The organism is Kutzneria kofuensis (assembly GCF_014203355.1).
GTDB lineage: Bacteria > Actinomycetota > Actinomycetes > Mycobacteriales > Pseudonocardiaceae > Kutzneria > Kutzneria kofuensis.
The window spans coordinates 4,312,736-4,330,620 of record NZ_JACHIR010000001.1 but is presented as its reverse complement, the minus strand read 5'-3'; the positions used below and the strand labels follow the sequence as shown (position 1 = coordinate 4,330,620).

17 protein-coding genes and 1 tRNA gene are annotated in these 17,885 nt (G+C 69.5%); 8 read left to right on the top strand and 10 right to left on the bottom strand.

The window, feature by feature from the left end; all coding sequences use genetic code 11:
* Positions 1-107: 107 nt before the first annotated feature.
* Entirely contained in the window at positions 108-1,211 is a 1,104-nt protein-coding gene (locus BJ998_RS20020) for an FAD-binding oxidoreductase (RefSeq protein ID WP_184863803.1), read from the top strand.
* 49 nt (positions 1,212-1,260) lie between these two features.
* Here the strand turns inward: BJ998_RS20020 and BJ998_RS20015 are convergent, their stop codons facing one another.
* From BJ998_RS20015 to dnaK, 4 genes are read right to left on the bottom strand one after another with little or no spacing between them, the layout of a single operon-like run.
* A complete protein-coding gene (locus tag BJ998_RS20015) occupies positions 1,261-1,692 on the bottom strand; it encodes a heat shock protein transcriptional repressor HspR (RefSeq protein WP_184863801.1) in 432 nt (143 codons plus the stop codon).
* Positions 1,692-2,864 carry a molecular chaperone DnaJ gene (gene dnaJ / locus BJ998_RS20010; RefSeq protein WP_184863799.1) on the bottom strand — a complete coding sequence of 391 codons (1,173 nt, stop codon included), beginning with the start codon at positions 2,862-2,864 and terminating at the stop codon, positions 1,692-1,694. The genes BJ998_RS20015 and dnaJ overlap by 1 nt, the downstream gene beginning before the upstream one ends.
* A gap of 30 nt (positions 2,865-2,894) precedes the next feature.
* A complete protein-coding gene (gene grpE, locus BJ998_RS20005; protein WP_184863797.1) occupies positions 2,895-3,488 on the bottom strand; it encodes a nucleotide exchange factor GrpE in 594 nt (197 codons plus the stop codon).
* A complete protein-coding gene (dnaK, locus tag BJ998_RS20000) occupies positions 3,485-5,338 on the bottom strand; it encodes a molecular chaperone DnaK (RefSeq protein ID WP_184863795.1) in 1,854 nt (617 codons plus the stop codon). The genes grpE and dnaK overlap by 4 nt, the downstream gene beginning before the upstream one ends.
* A gap of 231 nt (positions 5,339-5,569) precedes the next feature.
* On the opposite strand from dnaK, the gene BJ998_RS19995 reads away from it, so the two are divergent.
* Entirely contained in the window at positions 5,570-7,774 is a 2,205-nt protein-coding gene (locus tag BJ998_RS19995; protein ID WP_184863793.1) for a (Fe-S)-binding protein, read from the top strand.
* Positions 7,775-7,835: 61 nt separating this feature from the next.
* Here the strand turns inward: BJ998_RS19995 and BJ998_RS19990 are convergent, their stop codons facing one another.
* Positions 7,836-8,795, bottom strand: coding sequence for an LPXTG cell wall anchor domain-containing protein (locus tag BJ998_RS19990; protein WP_184863792.1), 960 nt, complete (start codon positions 8,793-8,795; stop codon positions 7,836-7,838).
* Positions 8,796-8,972: 177 nt separating this feature from the next.
* Between BJ998_RS19990 and BJ998_RS19985 the strand changes: the two genes are divergently transcribed.
* Positions 8,973-9,956: a cation diffusion facilitator family transporter gene (locus BJ998_RS19985; RefSeq protein ID WP_184863790.1), complete on the top strand. Its 984-nt coding sequence runs from the start codon at positions 8,973-8,975 to the stop codon at positions 9,954-9,956.
* 4 nt (positions 9,957-9,960) lie between these two features.
* Here BJ998_RS19985 and dcd read toward each other — a convergent pair whose 3' ends face one another.
* On the bottom strand, positions 9,961-10,542 hold the full coding sequence (gene dcd / locus BJ998_RS19980) for a dCTP deaminase (protein WP_184863788.1): 582 nt from the start codon (positions 10,540-10,542) through the stop codon (positions 9,961-9,963).
* 70 nt (positions 10,543-10,612) lie between these two features.
* Between dcd and BJ998_RS19975 the strand changes: the two genes are divergently transcribed.
* A tRNA-Gly gene (locus BJ998_RS19975) sits at positions 10,613-10,683 on the top strand.
* A 307-nt stretch (positions 10,684-10,990) separates the two neighbouring features.
* Here the strand turns inward: BJ998_RS19975 and BJ998_RS19970 are convergent.
* The 3 genes from BJ998_RS19970 to BJ998_RS19960 form a co-directional block, all read right to left on the bottom strand.
* Positions 10,991-11,227 carry a VOC family protein gene (locus BJ998_RS19970; protein ID WP_246488627.1) on the bottom strand — a complete coding sequence of 79 codons (237 nt, stop codon included), beginning with the start codon at positions 11,225-11,227 and terminating at the stop codon, positions 10,991-10,993.
* 181 nt (positions 11,228-11,408) lie between these two features.
* Positions 11,409-12,143, bottom strand: a complete 735-nt coding sequence (locus BJ998_RS19965; protein WP_184863786.1) for a VOC family protein — start codon at positions 12,141-12,143, stop codon at positions 11,409-11,411.
* A 32-nt stretch (positions 12,144-12,175) separates the two neighbouring features.
* The gene (locus BJ998_RS19960; protein ID WP_312890227.1) at positions 12,176-13,552 is read right to left on the bottom strand and encodes a sugar porter family MFS transporter; all 1,377 of its coding nucleotides are present in this window, start codon (positions 13,550-13,552) and stop codon (positions 12,176-12,178) included.
* Positions 13,553-13,832: 280 nt separating this feature from the next.
* On the opposite strand from BJ998_RS19960, the gene BJ998_RS19955 reads away from it, so the two are divergent.
* The 4 genes from BJ998_RS19955 to BJ998_RS19940 all read left to right on the top strand — a co-directional run bounded on the left by BJ998_RS19955 (position 13,833) and on the right by BJ998_RS19940 (position 17,586).
* Complete coding sequence (locus BJ998_RS19955) at positions 13,833-14,534, top strand: response regulator transcription factor (RefSeq protein WP_184863783.1); 702 nt, start codon at positions 13,833-13,835, stop codon at positions 14,532-14,534.
* A gap of 10 nt (positions 14,535-14,544) precedes the next feature.
* Positions 14,545-15,174, top strand: a complete 630-nt coding sequence (locus tag BJ998_RS19950; RefSeq protein ID WP_184863781.1) for a LysE family translocator — start codon at positions 14,545-14,547, stop codon at positions 15,172-15,174.
* Between the two features lie 89 nt (positions 15,175-15,263).
* A complete protein-coding gene (locus tag BJ998_RS19945) occupies positions 15,264-17,099 on the top strand; it encodes an acyl-CoA dehydrogenase (protein ID WP_184863779.1) in 1,836 nt (611 codons plus the stop codon).
* A gap of 139 nt (positions 17,100-17,238) precedes the next feature.
* Positions 17,239-17,586, top strand: coding sequence for a PLDc N-terminal domain-containing protein (locus tag BJ998_RS19940; protein ID WP_184863777.1), 348 nt, complete (start codon positions 17,239-17,241; stop codon positions 17,584-17,586).
* Here the strand turns inward: BJ998_RS19940 and BJ998_RS19935 are convergent.
* Entirely contained in the window at positions 17,583-17,876 is a 294-nt protein-coding gene (locus tag BJ998_RS19935) for a GroES family chaperonin (RefSeq protein ID WP_184868800.1), read from the bottom strand. The genes BJ998_RS19940 and BJ998_RS19935 overlap by 4 nt on opposite strands.
* Between the last annotated feature and the right edge of the window lie 9 nt (positions 17,877-17,885).

The window sequence follows — 17,885 nt, the reverse complement described above, 5'->3', positions numbered from 1 at the left end:
GCCCCTGACTACGTGGAGACTGCGCCCGGACCATGACAGCCAACGCCGTGTTGAACCCCTTGCCTTCGACCAACCCACACCGCGAACCGCCACCTGGTGTCACCGCGATGGTGCGGATGATTCGCGAGAGCTTCGCGGTCGTCGAGCCGTGCGCGGACGAGGTTGCGAAGTTCTTCTACGGGATGCTGTTCAGCCTCGCGCCGACCACCCGTGACATGTTCCCGGTGAACATGCAGGTGCAGCGCAGCCGCCTGCTCCGCGCCCTGGTGCACGTCGTGCAGATGGTCGACCGCCCCGACGACCTGATCCCGTTCCTGCGCCAGCTCGGCCGGGACCACCGCAAGTTCGGCGTGGTCGCCAGCCACTACGAGGCCGTCGGCACCGCGCTGCTCGCCGCGATCAAGAAGTTCGCCGGCAAGTCGTGGACGCCGCAGGTCGAGCGGGCCTGGGCCGAGGCCTACACGATCATGGCCCGGTCCATGCAGGAGGCCGCGGCCGCCGACGAGGGCCCCGCCTTCTGGCCGGCCACCGTCGTCGAGCACAAGCGGCTGAGCTGGGGCCTGGCCATGGTGCGGGTGCAGCCCGACTACCCGGTGCCCTACCTGCCCGGCCAGTACGTGAGCGTGGAGACCCCGCAGCGGCCCCGGCTGTGGCGCTACTACAGCCCGGCCAACGCCCCGCGCGACGACGGCACCATCGAGTTCCACATCCGGGCCGTCAACGGCGGCTGGGTCAGCCGCTCGATCGTGGCGCACACCCAGGTCGGCGACCAGTGGCGGCTCGGCGCCCCGATGGGCCGGCTCACCGTGGACCGCGAGAGCGACCGGGACATCCTGATGGTCGCCGGCGGCACCGGCGTCTCGCCGATGCGCGCGATCGTGGACAACCTGGCCCAGTGGGGCGAGAACCCCCGGGTGCACCTGTTCGTCGGCGGTCGCACCCGTGAGGACCTGTACGACCTGGAGAACCTGCAGCGCATCGCGCAGAGCAACCCGTGGCTGACCGTGGTGCCCGTGGTGGAGTCCGAGCCGGGCCTGCAGGGCTACGAGCACGGCTCGCTGGCCGACGTCGTCACCCGCTACGGCTCGTGGTCCGACCGCGAGGTGCTGGTCTGCGGCTCCCCGGCGATGATCAGAGCCACGGTCTCCCGGATGCTGGTCGCGGGCACCCCGCTGGACCACATCCGCTACGACCCCTTCACCCTGGACTGAGAACACGACAAAGGCCGGCGGACGCATCCGCCGGCCTTTGCTGTCTCGCCTACTGCTGCTTGGGCTTCCAGACCACGATCGACTGCTGCTGGCGTACCGGCACCAGGTCCCGCCGGTACGAGGCGTGCACCGCGGCCGCCGCCTGCTCGGCCGCCGCGTGGGCCGCGGCCAGCTCCTCCAGCACCTCGGTCAGCCGGGCCTTGAGCGCGTCCACCTGGTTCTCCAGGTCGATGATGCGCTTGATGCCGGCGAGGTTGACGCCCTCCTCCTGGGACAGCCGCTGCACCTCGCGGAGGAGGGAGATGTCCCGGGCCGAGTAGCGCCGGCCGCCGCCGCTGGCCCGGCCCGGCGACACCAGGCCGAGCCGGTCGTAGCTGCGCAGCGTCTGCGCGTGCAGCCCGGACAGCTGGGCCGCCACCGAGATCACGAACACCGGGGTGTCCTCGTTGGCTCCCGGCGGGAACGAGAACGGGTTGCCCATCACGTGTCACCCTTTCCCAGCAGCGCGTCCAGTTCGGCCCGCGGGTCGTGGCCGGCGGTGGCCTCGGCGTACGCCTTCAGCGCCTCCTCGGCCTTGCCGTCCAGCCGCGACGGCACCGCGACCTGGAGCGTCACCAGCAGGTCTCCCTTGCGGCCGTCCCTGCGCTCGATGCCCTTGCCGCGCACCCGCAGGATCCGGCCGCTGGCCGTGCCCGGGTGCACCTTCACGTTGACCTTCGAGTCCAGCGTCGGCACCGTCAGTGTGGTGCCCAGCGCCAGCTCGGGGAAGGTCACCGGAACCGTCACCGTGAGATCGTCACCGGAACGTCCGAACACCGCGTGCGGCGTGACGTGGACCCGCACGAACAGGTCGCCGTTGGGGCCGCCGTTGCGTCCGGGCTCACCCTGCGCCGCCAGCCGGATCCGCTGACCGTCGTCGACGCCGGCCGGGATCCGCACGGTGAGCGTGCGCACCTTGGTGCTCACGCCCTCGCCGCCGCACTCCGGGCACGGGTCGTCGATGATCTTGCCGGTGCCCCGGCAGTCGCGGCACGGCTCGCTGAACGCGAACGCGCCCTGGCTCCGGCTGACCAGGCCGGCGCCCTTGCAGGTCGGACAGGTGCGCGGCGTGGTGCCCGGCTTCGCGCCGGAGCCGCCGCAGGTGCCACAGGCCGCCGGGCTGGACAGCCGCAGCGGCACCGTCGCGCCCTTGACCGCCTCCACGAAGTCGATCCGCACGTCGGTCTCGACGTCGTCGCCGCGCCGGGCCCGCGTCGCGGACGCCGACGAGGCCCGGCCGCCCCGGTTGAACAGGCCGCCGAGCAGGTCGCCGAGACCGCCGGCGCCGCCCGCCTGGGCCCCGCCGAACAGGTCGCCGAGGTCGAACGAGCTGGTGCCGCCGCCGAAGCCGCCCCCGCCGGGCCGGAACCCGCCGGAGCCGAACAGCCGCCGCGCCTCGTCGTACTGCTTGCGCTTCTCCGCGTCCGACAGCACGCCGTAGGCCTGCGACACCGCCTTGAAGCGGGCCTCGGCCTTGGCGTCACCCGGGTTGGCGTCGGGGTGCAGCTCCCGGGCCAGCTTCCGGTACGCCTTCTTGATCTCGTCGGCCGAGGCGTCGGAGGAGACGCCCAGGTCGCCGTAGAAATCCTTGTCGATCCAATCCCGAGCGCTCACCGGGCGTCCCTCCCTCCTCGAACTTTCGACTTATTCAGCGGACGCCGGCTCATGGTCGGTGACCGCGACCAGCGCCGGCCGCAGCAGGCGCTCGCCGAACCGGTAGCCGCGCCGCAGCACGGCCGTCACGGTCGGACCGGTCACCTCGGCCGAGGTGTTGTGCTGCACCGCCTCGTGCACCGAGGGATCGAACTCCTCACCCTCGTGGCCGAACGGCTCCAGGCCGCTGGCCTGGAGCACGGCCGCCAGCTTGTCGCTGACCGACTTGAACGCGCCGGTCAGGTCGCCGTGCGCGGCCGCCCGCTCCACGTCGTCGAGCACGCCCAGCAGTTCGGTGACGATCTGCCCCTTCGCGGCCAGCGCGTTGACCTCGCGGTCCCGCTCCACCCGCTTGCGGTAGTTGGCGTACTCGGCCTGCAGCCGCTGCAGGTCCGCGGTCCGCTCGTCCAGCTGCGCCTTGAGCTCCGCTGCCGGGTCGGCCGCGGGCTCGTCGGCGGCGTGCCGGCCGACGGACTCGGTCTCCTCGGCCAGCTCGCCCGGCTCCGGCTCGCGGAGCTGGCCCGTCTCCGGGTCGATCCGTCGGCGGTCGTTCACGACCACCGGCTGCTCCTGCTCGTCGCTCACTTCTTCGGGTCCTCGTCCACGATCTCGGCGTCCACCACGTTGTCGGCCTGCGGGCCGGCCTGCGCACCGGCGGCGCCGGCGTCACCGGCGGCCGCGCCCTCGGCGCCCGGGGCGTTGGCGTACAGCGCGGAGCCCAGCGCCTGGGACTCGGTGGCCAGCTTCTCCACCGCGGACTTGATGGCGCCGATGTCGGTGCCCTTGAGGGCCTCCTGCGCCTCGACGATGGCCGCCTGCACCTTCTCCTTGGTGTCGGCCGGCAGCTTCTCGTCGTTGTCCTTGATGAACTTCTCGGTGCTGTAGACCAGCGTCTCCGCCTGGTTGCGGGTCTCGGCCTCCTCGCGGCGGCGCTTGTCCTCCTCCGCGTGCTCCTCGGCGTCCCGGATCATGCGGTCGATGTCGTCCTTCGGCAGCGCCGAGCCGCCGGTGATGGTCATCGACTGCTCCTTGCCGGTGCCCAGGTCCTTGGCCTGGACGTGCACGATGCCGTTGGCGTCGATGTCGAAGGTGACCTCGATCTGCGGCACGCCACGCGGGGCCGGCGGCAGCCCGGTCAGCTCGAACATGCCGAGCTTCTTGTTCTGCGCCGCGATCTCGCGCTCGCCCTGGAAGACCTGGATCTGCACGGACGGCTGGTTGTCGTCGGCCGTGGTGAAGATCTCGGACCGCTTGGTCGGGATCGTGGTGTTGCGCTCGATGAGCTTGGTCATGATGCCGCCCTTGGTCTCGATGCCCAGGGACAGCGGGGTGACGTCCAGCAGCAGGACGTCCTTGACCTCGCCCTTCAGCACGCCGGCCTGCAGCGCGGCGCCCACGGCCACGACCTCGTCCGGGTTCACGCCCTTGTTCGGCTCACGGCCGCCGGTCAGTTCCTTGACCAGCTCGGTCACGGCCGGCATACGCGTCGAACCGCCGACGAGCACGACGTGGTCGATGTCGCCGATCTTGATGCCCGCGTCCTTGATCACGTTGTTGAACGGCGCGCGGCAGCGGTCGAGCAGGTCGGCGGTGATCCGCTGGAACTCGGCCCGCGACAGCGTCTCGTCCAGGAACAGCGGGTTCTTGTCGCTGTCCACGGTGATGTAGGGCAGGTTGATGCTGGCGGTGGAGGAGGAGGACAGCTCGATCTTGGCCTTCTCCGCGGCCTCCCGGATCCGCTGCAGCGCCATCTTGTCCTTGGTCAGGTCGATGCCGTTGGCGGACTTGAACTTCTCCACCAGCCAGTTGACGATCCGCTGGTCCCAGTCGTCGCCGCCCAGGTGGTTGTCACCGGACGTCGCACGCACCTCGACCACGCCGTCGCCCAGCTCCAGCAGCGAGACGTCGAAGGTGCCGCCACCCAGGTCGAAGACCAGGATGGTCTGCTCCTTCTCGCCCTTGTCCAGGCCGTAGGCCAGGGCGGCGGAGGTGGGCTCGTTGACGATGCGGAGCACGTTCAGGCCCGCGATCTGGCCGGCCTCCTTGGTGGCCTGCCGCTGCGCGTCCTCGAAGTAGGCCGGGACGGTGATCACCGCGTCGGTGATCTCCTCGCCCAGGTAGGCCTCCGCGTCCCGCTTCAGCTTCATCAGCACCCGCGCGGAGATCTCCTGCGCGGTGTACGCCTTGCCGTCGATCTCCTGCGTCCAGGACGTGCCGATGTGCCGCTTGACCGAGCGGATGGTCCGGTCCACGTTGGTCACGGCCTGGTTCTTCGCCGGCTGGCCGACCAGAACCTCGCCGTTCTTGGCGAACGCCACGATGGACGGGGTGGTACGCGAACCCTCGGAGTTGGCGATCACCGTCGGCTCACCGCCCTCAAGGACGGCGACGACGGAGTTGGTCGTCCCCAGGTCGATGCCGACCGCACGCGCCATTGAACTGCCTCCCTGAACTGTGCACCGCTGCCGGTTGAGCAGCGTCGACTCAAGTTTGCCAAACGGACCGGAGTTGAGTCCAGTCCGCTCAAGCTTCCTGCTCGTCCAACGCGAGAGCCCCGGCCGGTGTTCCCGGAGTGGTGCGAGCCACGCCACGTCAAGTAGTTACCGACCAGTAACTTCGATTAGGCTTCCCGGACGACTTGTCCGAAACGGAAGGGCGAGGGAGCAATGGGTGCTCTGCAGGTCACGCTCGGCGTGATCGGTGTTGCCGTCAGCGTCGTCGCGTGGGGCATGTTCGTCGCCGCGGTGCTGCGCCAGGTGCGAACCATCCGGCTGGGCCAGCCCGACCCCACCCGCAACGGCCCGTTCCTGCCCCGGCTCGCCACCCTGGTCAAGGAGTTCGCGGCGCACACCAGGATGGCCAAGGTGCGCACCGTCGCGCCGTGGCACTGGCTGGTCATGTGGGGCTTCCTGATCGGCTCGCTCGTGCTGTTCGAGGCCTACGGCGAGGTCTTCGTGCCGGCCTGGCACTGGCCGGTCATCGGCGACTGGGCCGTGTGGAACTTCGTCACCGAGGTCCTCGGCGTCGGCACCGTGGTCGGCGGCGTGGCGCTGGCGGTCATCCGCCAGCTCAACCACCCGCGGCGGGCCGACCGGCTGTCCCGGTTCGCCGGCTCGAACTTCAAGCAGGCCTACTTCGTCGAGGCCGTGGTCATCATCGAGGGCCTGGGCATCCTCGGCGTGAAGGCGTTCAAGGAGGCCAGCGGCCTGGAGGACCAGCCGCTGTGGGCCAACTTCGTCTCCGGCCCGCTCGGCCACCTGTTGCCGGCCAACCCGGACCTGGTGTCCGTGATGGCGATCATCAAGCTGCTGTCCGGCATGATCTGGCTCGCCGTCGTGGCCAGGAACCTGACCATGGGCGTGGCCTGGCACCGGTTCAGCGCCTTCTTCAACATCTACTTCAAGCGCGAGGACGACGGCGGGGTGGCGCTCGGCGCGCTGCGGCCGATGATGAGCGCCGGCAAGCCGCTGGACTTCGAGGAGGCCGACCCCGAGAAGGACGTCTTCGGCGCCGGCAAGATCGAGGACTTCAGCTGGAAGGGCTGGCTGGACTTCAGCACCTGCACCGAGTGCGGCCGCTGCCAGTCGCAGTGCCCGGCCTGGAACACCGGCAAGCCGCTCTCGCCCAAGCTGGTGATCACCCAACTGCGCGACCACGCCTACGCCAAGGCCCCGTACCTGCTGGCCGGCGGCCGCAAGGACATGGCCGGCGACGAGATCGGCATCGTCGGCGACGACGCCGAGGCCCGGCTGGCCAAGATCGACGTGCTTGCCCTGGCCGAGTCCGGCCGGCCGCTGATCGGCGGCGCCGAGGAGATGGGCGTCATCGACCCGGACGTGCTGTGGTCGTGCACCAGCTGCGGCGCGTGCGTCGAGCAGTGCCCGGTCGACATCGAGCACGTCGACCACATCGTCGACATGCGGCGCTACCAGGTGCTGATCGAGTCGAACTTCCCGACCGAGCTGGGCGGGATGTTCAAGAACCTGGAGAACAAGGGCAACCCGTGGGGCCAGAACGCCAAGGACCGGCTGGCCTGGACCGAGGGCCTGCCGTTCGAGGTGCCGGTGTTCGACGGCGAGCTGGCCGACGACGTCGAGTACCTGTTCTGGGTCGGCTGCGCCGGGGCGTTCGAGGACCGCGCCCGCAAGACCACCCAGGCCGTCGCCGAGCTGCTGCACAACGCCGGCGTGAAGTACACGGTGCTCGGGCCGGAGGAGACCTGCACCGGCGACCCGGCGCGGCGGGCCGGCAACGAGTTCCTGTTCCAGATGCTGGCGCAGCAGAACGTCGAGGTGCTCAACACCGTCTTCGAGGGCCGCGAGCCGGGCAAGCGCAAGATCGTCGTCACCTGCGCCCACTGCTTCAACACCCTGGCCAACGAGTACCCGCAGCTGGGCGGCACGTTCGAGGTCGTGCACCACACGCAGCTGCTCAACCGGCTGGTGCGGGAGAAGCGGCTGGTGCCGGTGGCGCCGATCGCCGAGGACGTCACCTACCACGACCCGTGCTACCTGGGCCGGCACAACAAGGTCTACGACGCGCCGCGTGAGCTCGTCGGCGCCACCGGGGCCGAGCTGCGGGAGATGCCGCGGCACGGCGACCGTTCCATGTGCTGCGGCGCCGGCGGCGCGCGGATGTGGATGGAGGAGCGGATCGGCAAGCGGATCAACGTCGAGCGGGTGGACGAGGCCCTCGGCACCGCGCCGACGAAGATCGCCACCGGCTGCCCGTTCTGCCGGGTGATGCTCAGCGACGGCCTGACCGCGCGGAAGTCGGAGCAGGCCGCCGGCGAGCACGTCGAGGTCGTCGACGTGGCGCAGCTGCTGCTCGCCGCGGTCAAGCGTGGTGACGAGCAGCCCGCGAAGGTGTAGCTGTACGCGTCAAGGGGCGGTGCCGTTCGTGGCACCGCCCCTTTTCTGTTCGGTTTTCTGTTCAGGCGCGGCGACGTCGGGCCAGGACGACCGTGCCGACGCCGGCCGCCAGCAACACCAGGCCCGCGCCCAGCGGCCACACCGGGTCGACACCGGTGTTCGCCAGCTGCGCGGTCTGTGTCACCGGCTGCGGCTTGGCCGTCGGCTTCGCCGTCGTGGTCGGCGCCGGCTGGGTCGTCGTTGTCGTCGGCGCCACGGCGACCAGCGGCGCCGACGCCTCGTTGTTCCCCGGGTCGATGTCCGCCTGGGCGGTGAGCAGCTTCGCGGTGACCCGGCCGTCGATCGGCTTGGTCACCTTGGCGCTGACCGTGCGGGTGCGGGGTGCGTTCGGTTCCTGGTTGCGGAGGAAGTCGATGTCCAGCGTGGTCGGGCCCACCTGCGTCGCACCCGAACTCGGGCCCTGGTACGGGTCGAGTGTGACGCCGTCCGGGAAGGCCACCTCCACGGTGACGTAGGACGGGAAGGCGTTGTTCGTGATGTCCAGCTGGTACGTGACGTCGTCACCGACGTGCACCGGGTCGGGCTGCGACGGCGTCACCTTCACGGCGGCGTCCGACCTGGTGGGCATGTAGCCCACGTCGATGTTGTCGATCACGCCGTCGACCGGCGTCTGGCGCAGTTCCAGCCAGCCGTTCACCCAGTCGTAGTCGGAGTCCGTGGCCGTGCCGCCCTGGTGCGGGCGGGTCAGCACGAACCTGCCGTCGTCGATGCTGAACTGGCTGGCCTGCACCGACGGGTCGGCGGACTGGTCGTGCAGCGTGTAGTGCCCGGTCGCGTCGGTGGTCGTGTGGCCGACCTTGATGCCGGGCAGCAGCGGCTCGTCGGGCTGGCGGACGCCGTCCCCGTTGACGTCCTTCCAGGCGACACCCGTGATGGTGACGGTGTTGGTGTCCGCCTGCGCGGTGGCGACGGACAGTAGTGGTAGGCCGACGGCCAGGGCCGCCACGGCGAAGCGCCTCATCGGAAAGTTCCCCCCTGCGGTGGTGTTCGATCGTGGTCAGGAGACGCCTCGTTCGTCGCATCGGTTGCCTTACGCCGCAAGGGAAAGCCTCTGTCCATCGGCGACTGTTCAGGTGAACATGACAGGACGCGTGATCTCATCACCCGGTTGCGTCCCAACTCGGTTACGGTGGGCATCGTGGCTGACGAAGGCAGCGGTGAGAGCACACTCACCGTCCTGGTGGCGCTCGGCATCAATGTCGGGATCGCCCTGATGAAGGCCGTGGCCGGCGTGATCAGCGGCTCCGCCGCCATGCTCGCCGAGGCCGGGCACTCCGTGGCCGACTCCATCACCGAGGCGCTGCTGCTGACCGCGCTGCGCCGGTCCGAGCGGCCCGCCGACCGCAGGCATCCCTTCGGCTACGGCAAGGAGCGCTACTTCTGGTCGCTGCTCGCCGCCGTGTCGATCTTCACCTCCGGCGCCGTGTTCGCATTCATCCAGGGCTACGACGCTCTGGTCAGCGGCAGCACCGATGAGGGCAACCCGACCGTCGCGTACATCGTGCTCGCGCTCGGCTTCGCCATGGAGTCCGTGTCGCTGGCCCGGGCCGTCGTGCAGATCCGCAAGGAGGCCGCCGAGGACGGCACGACGATCATGAAGTACCTGCGGGACATCGACGATCCCACCGCCAAGACCGTGTTCTTCGAGGACGCCGCCGCCCTCATCGGCCTGCTGCTGGCGTTCTTCGGGCTGCTGCTGCACGAGCTCACCGGTTCCGTCGTCTACGACGGCGTCGCCTCGCTGCTCATCGCCGTGCTGCTCGCCGGCTGCGCCTATGTGCTCGGGCGGACCAACCGGGGCCTGCTCATCGGCCGCCAGGCCGACGCCGTCATGGTGCGGGCCGTCCGTGCCCGGCTCGCCGCCGCCCCCGAGGTCGAGGTGGTCGTCGACCTGCTCACCATGCTCACCGGCACCGACCGCGTGCTGCTCTGTGCCCGTCTCGACTTCGACGACAACCTCGGCGCCGCCGACCTCGAACGCGCCTGCGTCCGGATCGCCGCCGAGCTCACCGCCGAGTTCCCCGCGCTCGACGAGATCTTCCTGGAGCCCGTGCCCCGCGAGGACCAGGCCCTTCGTGCCCGGGTGCTCGCCCGCTACGGCCGGGAGTTCGTCGCCGAGTGAGTTGTCAGCGCCTCGTGTCCGTGCGCTGGAAGTTCAGGTACGCCCTCGACGGCGTCGGCCCGCGCTGGCCCTGATACCTCGAGCCCGCCTGCTTCGACCCGTACGGGTGCTCCGCCGGGCTCTCCAGCCGGAACAGACACAGCTGGCCGATCTTCATGCCCGGCCACAACGTGATCGGCAGGTTCGAGACGTTGGAGAGCTCCAGCGTGATGTGCCCCTCGAAGCCCGGGTCGATGAACCCCGCCGTCGAGTGCGTCAGCAGCCCCAGCCGTCCCAGCGAGGACTTCCCCTCCAACCGCCCGGCCAGGTCGTCGGGCAGGCTCACCCGCTCGAACGTCGAGCCCAGCACGAACTCCCCCGGGTGCAGGACGAAGGGTTCCTCCCCCTCCGTCTCCACCAGCGTCGTCAGGTCGTCCTGCTGGCGACTCGGGTCGATGTGCGTGTACTTGGTGTTGTTGAACACCCTGAAGAACCGGTCCAGCCGCACGTCGATGCTCGACGGCTGAACAAGATCCACATCCAGCGGCTCCAACACCAGCCGTCCGGACTCGATCTCTTTGCGCAGGTCCCGGTCACTCAGCAGCACCCAGACAGGGTAGCCGCCCACCCCGAGTGCTGGACGCCCCCGCCTCATCGTGTAAGCTACGGACGATCATGCGGGTGTAGTTCAATGGTAGAATGACAGCTTCCCAAGCTGTAAACGCGGGTTCGATTCCCGTCACCCGCTCGGTGCCGAGGGGCCTGTGTTCGCGGACAGCGCGAACCTGGGCCCCTCGCCGCGTTTTGTGGGGCTCTCGCCCCACGCCCCAAGCAAGGGGGCTTCGCCCCCTTGACCCCACGGTGGGTTGGCGGGGCCCTGAGGGGATGGGGCGTGGGTCGTCAACGCTGAGTGCCTCCAGCCCTCGCCACTGTCTCCCTTCCTTCGCTTTCCCCCTCTCATGTTCCCTTGCCCTCCCTCGCCTCCGCGAAGGTTTCGAGCGCGTTCCCTTCGCTTTCAAGGCCTTGCCGGCTGCGGCACGGTCACGCGAACTGGGTCAGGGAGAGGGTGTTGGCGTCGGGATCGGGGAACCAGGCGATCCGGTCGCCGGTGGGGTGGTCCAGACGCCGAGGGAGTCCTGGGGCATGCCGTCGTAGCGAGTGAAGGTGCCACCGCGCGAGGTGAGCTCGGCGATGGTGGCGCGGATGTCGGGGACGTACCAGCCGAGGACGGAGCCGTAGAAGGCGACCGCACGGGGAAGGTCGGTCGTGGGGACGAAGGCGATGAGGTCCAAGGGAGTCACCGTCCCGGCTCGACGATCGGGTGAACGACGAGCCGGCAGGTGAGCGCGACTCGGTGGATGGCTCGTCCTGCGTCGGGGGGCGTCCGCAGGACGAGTTCTCCACACGTGCGCGGATCGCCGCGCGATCAGCACGGTACGCAGCCCCAGCGGCACTCCGCAGAGTCGTAAGGCCCTAATCGCCCGTTCGGATGGATGAGCCCGCCGGGCGGAGCACACAGAACTCGTTCCCCTCGGGGTCGGCGAGCACGGTCCACGGCGTGTCACCCTGGCCGACATCGGCGGGCGAGGCGCCGGCGGAGAGCAGGCGGGCGACGTCGGCGGCCTGGTCGTCGTCAGGCCGGGGCCGGACGTCGAGGTGCACGCGGTTCTTGGCGGACTTGGTGGCGGGACTGTCGATGAACTCCAGCCAAGCGCCCGCATCGGCGGCGAGCGACGCCCAGTTGGAACCGGAGCGGCTCAGCGGACGACCGGTGGCCTCGGACCAGAATCGGGCCATGGCAAGGGAATCGTGGGCGGCGACGACGACGGCGGCGACGGGACCGATGCCGCGGTACTCGTCACGGGCCTCCAGCACGCAGAACTCGTTGCCCTCGGGATCGGCGAGCACGACCCACGGCACATCGGGGCCTTGACCGACGTCGGCATGCCGGGCGCCGAGACCGAGCACGCGGTCGACGATCGCGACCTGGTCCTCGGCCGACTGGCTGGCCAGGTCGAGGTGCACGCGGTTCTGCTCGACCTTGGGGTCGGACACCGGAACGAAACAGAGGTCGAAGCCGGGCAAGCCGACATCGACCTCGTTCTCGTCCTGATACGTGATCGGCACGCCGAGCGCGGCCGACCAGAAGCCCGCGAGTGCGAGCGGGTCGGCCGCGTCGACGACCACGTTGTCCAGTCGGGTAGCCATGAAGCCACGCTACCCAGGGGGTCGGACAGTTTTCAGACGTTCACGCGCTCGCGCAGGTCCAGCTCGATCTGCTCCAGCGTGCGCCCCTTGGTCTCCGGCACGAACTTGCTCACCAGCACCACCAGGATCACGCAGACGGCGGCGAAGATCCACGCCGCACCGGCCAGGCCAAGGCCCGTGTACATCACCGGGAACACGAAGGTGATGGTGAACGTCGCCGCCCACAGCACGACGCTCGCGGTGCCGGTGCCGATGCCGCGGACCTTCAGCGGGAACACCTCGCCGATCATGACCCAGACCACCGCGCCCCAGCCGAGTTCGTAGCCGGCGAGGAACAGGATCAGCAGCACCAGGGTGATGGGGCCGACGACACTGGTGTCCTTGATGAAGTTCACGCACAGACCGAGCACGATCAGCGTGACGGCCATCAGCACAGCGCCCACGCGCAGCAGCGGCTTGCGGCCCCAGCGGTCCACCACGAACATCTCGCCCACCGTGAACAGCACCTTCACGATGCCGAGCACGACGGACGCGAGCAGCGCTGCGGACGCGCCGTAGCCCAGGTTGCTGAACATGATCGGGGCGTAGGTGTTGACCGCGTTGACACCGCAGAACTGCTGGCCGATGGCCAGGATCAGGGCCACGATCAGGGCCGGCCGGGCCCACTTGGCGGTCAGGTCGCGCAGCGTGCCCTTCTGCTGCTGGCCGTCGAGCCGGATGACCTCCTTGATCTCGGCGAACTCCTCGTCCACGCCCTGGCCCTGCAGCGTGCTGGACAGCACCGCCCGGGCCTCGTCCTCGCGGCCGTTCTTGAGCAGCCAGCGCGGCGTCTCGGGCATACGCAGCATGCCGACCAGCAGGATGATCGCGGGGATGAACGCCGCGGCGATCATGGCCCGCCAGTTGCCGGAGTCGGCCAGGATGTCGTCGACGATGTACGCGATGAGGATGCCGCCGACGATCATCAGCTGGTTCAGCGAGGCCAGCATGCCGCGGACCTTGCCCGGGGCCAGCTCGGCCAGGTACGTCGGCACGGTCGCGGACGACGCGCCGACCGCGATGCCGACGATGAACCGGAACGCCACCAGCGTCTCGAAGTTCGGCGCGAAGGTGCAGCCGATGGTGCCGAGCGCGAACACGGTGGCCGCGACGATGATGGTGCGCCGGCGGCCGAGGCCGTCGGCCAGCTTGATCACGGTCAACGCGCCGATGATGGCGCCGGCCGCCAGGGCGCCGTTGACGAAGCCCTGCTGGAGCCCGCTGAGGTTCCAGATCTTCTTGATGAACAGCAGGACACCTGAGATGACGCCCAGGTCGTAGCCGAACAGGATGCCGCCGAGGGCACCGAAGAAGAACAGCGTTCCTCTGTTGATGTTCCGCCGTGCCGGCAGACCCTCCGTTTGCTGCACGCCAGATCGCCTCGTTTCTCTGATCCGACCCGCGGGAGTCGGTTCCGTGCGGAAGACCGCGATCCGGCGGCGGACGGACCCGGCATCCACTCAGGATGTGTGACGTAGGTCCTACGTGCGTATTTCCGCGCGCGGAACCCTTCCCGGGGTATTGAGTCACATTTGTGACTGACTTTCAGATAGGTGAACAACTGGCGCTGGCGTCCCCCACACGGGGGATAAAAGCGCTGCTCCGAGAGTTGGCCACGTCAGGCGCGGACCAGCCGCGCGTCCCCTCCACATGACGGCACCACACGTCGCGGGCCAGCCCACCGCCCCGGCCCAGCGGCGCAGCCAGGCCACCATCGGCGTCGCCCTGCTCGACCAGGTGCCGCTGTTCCGCGAGGGCCTGTCCGCGCTGGTCAACCGGACCCCTGGCCTGCACTGGAGCGGCGCCGCCCGCGATCACCGCACGGCCGTGCAGCTGCACGAGCGACACCGCCCGGACGTGCTGCTCGTCGACTCCGCGCTGGACCCGCTCGGCCACTTCACCCGGCTGCTCACCGAGCAGAACGACCGCCTGGTGGTGCTCACGGTGCTCCGCGAGGCGCACTGCACGGCGGAGTACGCCCAGCGGGCGTTTCGCCGGGGCGCCCGCGGCGTTGTGCCCAGGCACGCGGAGCCGCCGGAGGTCCTGCAGGCCATCCACAACACGCCGATCAGCCGCCGCTACGTCGACCCGACGCTGGCCCCGCTGCTCGCGGCCGCCGACGCGGACGGGCAGCCGGCGAGCTGCGTGCTGACCCGGCGCGAGTTCGAGGTGCTCCAGCTGATCGCGGACGGCCTCGAGAACCGCGCGATCGCCGCAGCACTCTTCGTGTCCGTGGAGACGGTCCGGACCCACATCAAGGGGATGCTGCGCAAGCTCGGGGCGCGTGATCGGGCACACGCCGTCGCCATCTCCTACCGAATCGGGTTGCTCGTGGCCGGCACGGACAGGTGAACTAGGGGCCGTGATCTCCCTGGCGTTCGTCGTCACCTGCCTGCTGATCATCATTGCTCCCGGGCCCTCGCTCGCCGTGATGCTGACGCAGTCGCTGCGGTCCGGGCGCGCGGCCGGGCTGGCCACGGTCGCCGGCAACACGATGGGGCTGGTGGTCTGGGCCACCGCGTCCGCGTTCGGGCTGACGGCGCTCGTCCGCACCTCCGAGATCGCGTTCGTCGTGCTGAAGGTCGCCGGCGCGGTCTACCTGTGCTGGCTGGGCATCCAGTCACTGCTGCGCTCCCGGCGCGAGCCGGCCCAGCTGGCGGCGGCCGAGCAGGCGGCCAAGCGCAGCCCGCTGGCGTCGCTGCGGGCCGGCTTCATGACCAATGTGACCAACCCCAAGGCGGCTGTGCTCTATCTCGCCCTGCTGCCGCAGTTCCTGCCGCCGGACGGCAACCCGCTGCTGGACACGTTCGTGCTCGCGGCCGTGCAGATGGCGCTCAGCGCGAGCTACTACACCCTCGTGGTGCTGGCGATCGGCCTCGCCCGGCGGCTGCTCAGCCGGCCGGTGGTGCGCCGCTGGATGGACCGGGTGAGCGGGCTCGTCCTGGTCGGTCTGGGTATTCGCATGGTCACGCTGAGCAGGGCCGCGCTCTGATGTGTCGCCACAACCGGGCGAAGGGCCTTGCCGGTGTTACTGGCAGGTAATATCCTGTTGTTACCGGCTAGTAGGGGAGCAAGGAAGCCATGGGCCACTACAAGAGCAACGTGCGTGACCTGGAGTTCAACCTCTTCGAGGTGTTCAACGTCCAGGAGAGCCTCGGCACCGGGCCGTTCGAGCAGGCCGACGAGGACACGGCTCGTGGCGTGCTCAGCGAGCTGAACAACCTGGCGACCGGGCCGCTGGCGGAGTCCTTCGCCGACGCCGACCGCAACCCTCCGGTCTTCGACCCCAAGACGCACTCGGCCACGCTGCCCGAGTCGTTCAAGAAGTCCTACCGGGCGCTGTGGGAAGGCGAGTGGTACCGCCTGTCCCTGCCCAACGACCTCGGCGGCTTCGGCATCCCGCCGTCGGTGCAGTGGGCCGCGTCCGAGCTCATCCTCGGCGCCAACCCGGCGCTGTACATGTACATGGCCGGCCCGAACTTCGGCGCCGTCGTGCACCGCAACGGCACGGAGGAGCAGAAGCACTGGGCCGAGCTGATGATCGAGCGCGGCTGGGGCGCCACCATGGTGCTGACCGAGCCGGACGCCGGCTCCGACGTCGGCGCCGGCCGCACCAAGGCCGTGCTGCAGGAGGACGGCAGCTGGCACCTGGACGGCGTCAAGCGCTTCATCACGTCCGGCGACCAGGACATGACCGAGAACATCATGCACCTGGTGCTGGCCCGCCCCGAGGGCCCCGGCATCGAGGCCAAGGCCGGCACCAAGGGCCTGAGCCTGTTCCTGGTGCCGAAGTTCCACTTCGACACCAACACCGGCGAGCTGGGCGAGCGCAACGGCGCCTTCGTCACCAACGTCGAGCACAAGATGGGCCTCAAGGTCTCCACCACGTGTGAGGTCACCTTCGGCCAGCACGGCGTGCCGGCCAAGGGCTGGCTGCTCGGCGAGGTGCACGACGGCATCGCGCAGATGTTCCAGGTCATCGAGTACGCCCGGATGATGGTCGGCACCAAGGCGATCGCCACGCTGTCCACCGGCTACCTCAACGCCCTGGCGTACGCCAAGGAGCGGGTGCAGAGCGCCGACCTGACCCAGATGACCGACAAGACCGCGCCGCGGGTGACCATCACCCACCACCCGGACGTGCGCCGCAGCCTGATGCTGCAGAAGGCGTACGCGGAGGGCCTGCGGGCGGTGTACCTGTACACCGCGACGTTCCAGGACCAGATCCTGGCCGGCCAGGGCGACGTCAAGCTCGCGGAGAAGATCAACGACCTGCTGCTGCCGATCGTCAAGGGCGTCGGCTCCGAGCGGGCCTACGAGCAGCTGGCGCAGTCGCTGCAGACCCTGGGCGGCTCCGGCTTCCTGCAGGACTACCCGATCGAGCAGTACATCCGCGACTCCAAGATCGACAGCCTGTACGAGGGCACGACCGCCATCCAGTCCCTGGACTTCTTCTTCCGCAAGATCATCCGGGACAAGGGCCAGGCGCTGGGCTTCATCAACAACGAGATCCAGAAGTTCCTGGACAACGAGGGCGGCAACGGCCGGCTCAAGGAGGAGCGGGCCGCGCTCGGCCAGGCGCTGCAGGACCTGCAGGGCCTGCTCGGCACGATGATCGGCTTCCTCACCTCCTCCCAGGAGGACGTGCGCAACGTCTACAAGGTCGGCCAGAACACCGTGCGGCTGCTGCTGTCCGCGGGCGATGTGCTCGTCGGCTGGCTGCTGCTGCGCCAGGCCGAGGTGGCGCTGGCCGCGCTGGCCGGCACCCCGTCGGCCAAGGACAAGGCCTTCTACGAGGGCAAGGTCGCGGTGGCGTCGTTCTTCGCCAAGAACGTGCTGCCCGAGCTGTCGGCCCGCCGCAAGATCGCCGAGACCACCGACAACGCGCTGATGGACCTGGACGAGGCCGCCTTCTGAGTCTCGCTCACCCCGGTCACCGGCGGCGGTTCCTGCTTCACGCAGGGGCCGCCGCCGGTTTTTTCGTGACTTGTGCGCGGATTGTCGGGGGTCCGTGCCAGGATCTGCGTCGACCAGTTCGAGCGGGGGAGTGATAGCGGTGCTCTACTTCGACGGAGCCGTCGGCGTTGCGATCTTCTGTCTGTGGATCTTCTGCCTGGTGGACGTGATCGTCACCGACGACTCGGTGTGCCGGCACCTGCCGAAGATGCTGTGGCTGTTGGTCGTCCTGCTGCTGCCGCTGGTCGGCTCGATCCTGTGGCTGGCCGTCGGCAAGCCACGGTTCCAGACGCGCGGCTACCCGACTCGGGGCACGTCGCAGTTCCCGGAGTACGACCGGCCCGGCCGGCACGTCGCCGGCAACCCCGACGACGACGCGGAGTTCCTGCGGCGCTGCCGCGAGCGTGCCGAGGAGCAGCGCCGGCGGGCCAAGGAGCAGGGGCTCTAGAGGTACAGCCCGGTGCCCTGCTCGGTCTCCTCGGTGGCGACGGCGTGGATGTCGCGCTCCCGCATCACCGTGTAGGTCTGCGCCTGCACCTCGACCTCGAGCTGGTCCTCCGGGTTGAACAGCACCCGGTCGCCGACCTTCACGTTGCGCACGTGCCCGCCGACGCCCAGCACGTCGCCCCAGGCCAATCGCTTCGCGACCTGCGCGGTGGCCGGGATGACGATGCCACCGCTGCTGCGACGCTCACCATCCTCCGGCGAGATCTTCACCAGCACCCGGTCGTGCAGCATCTGGATCTG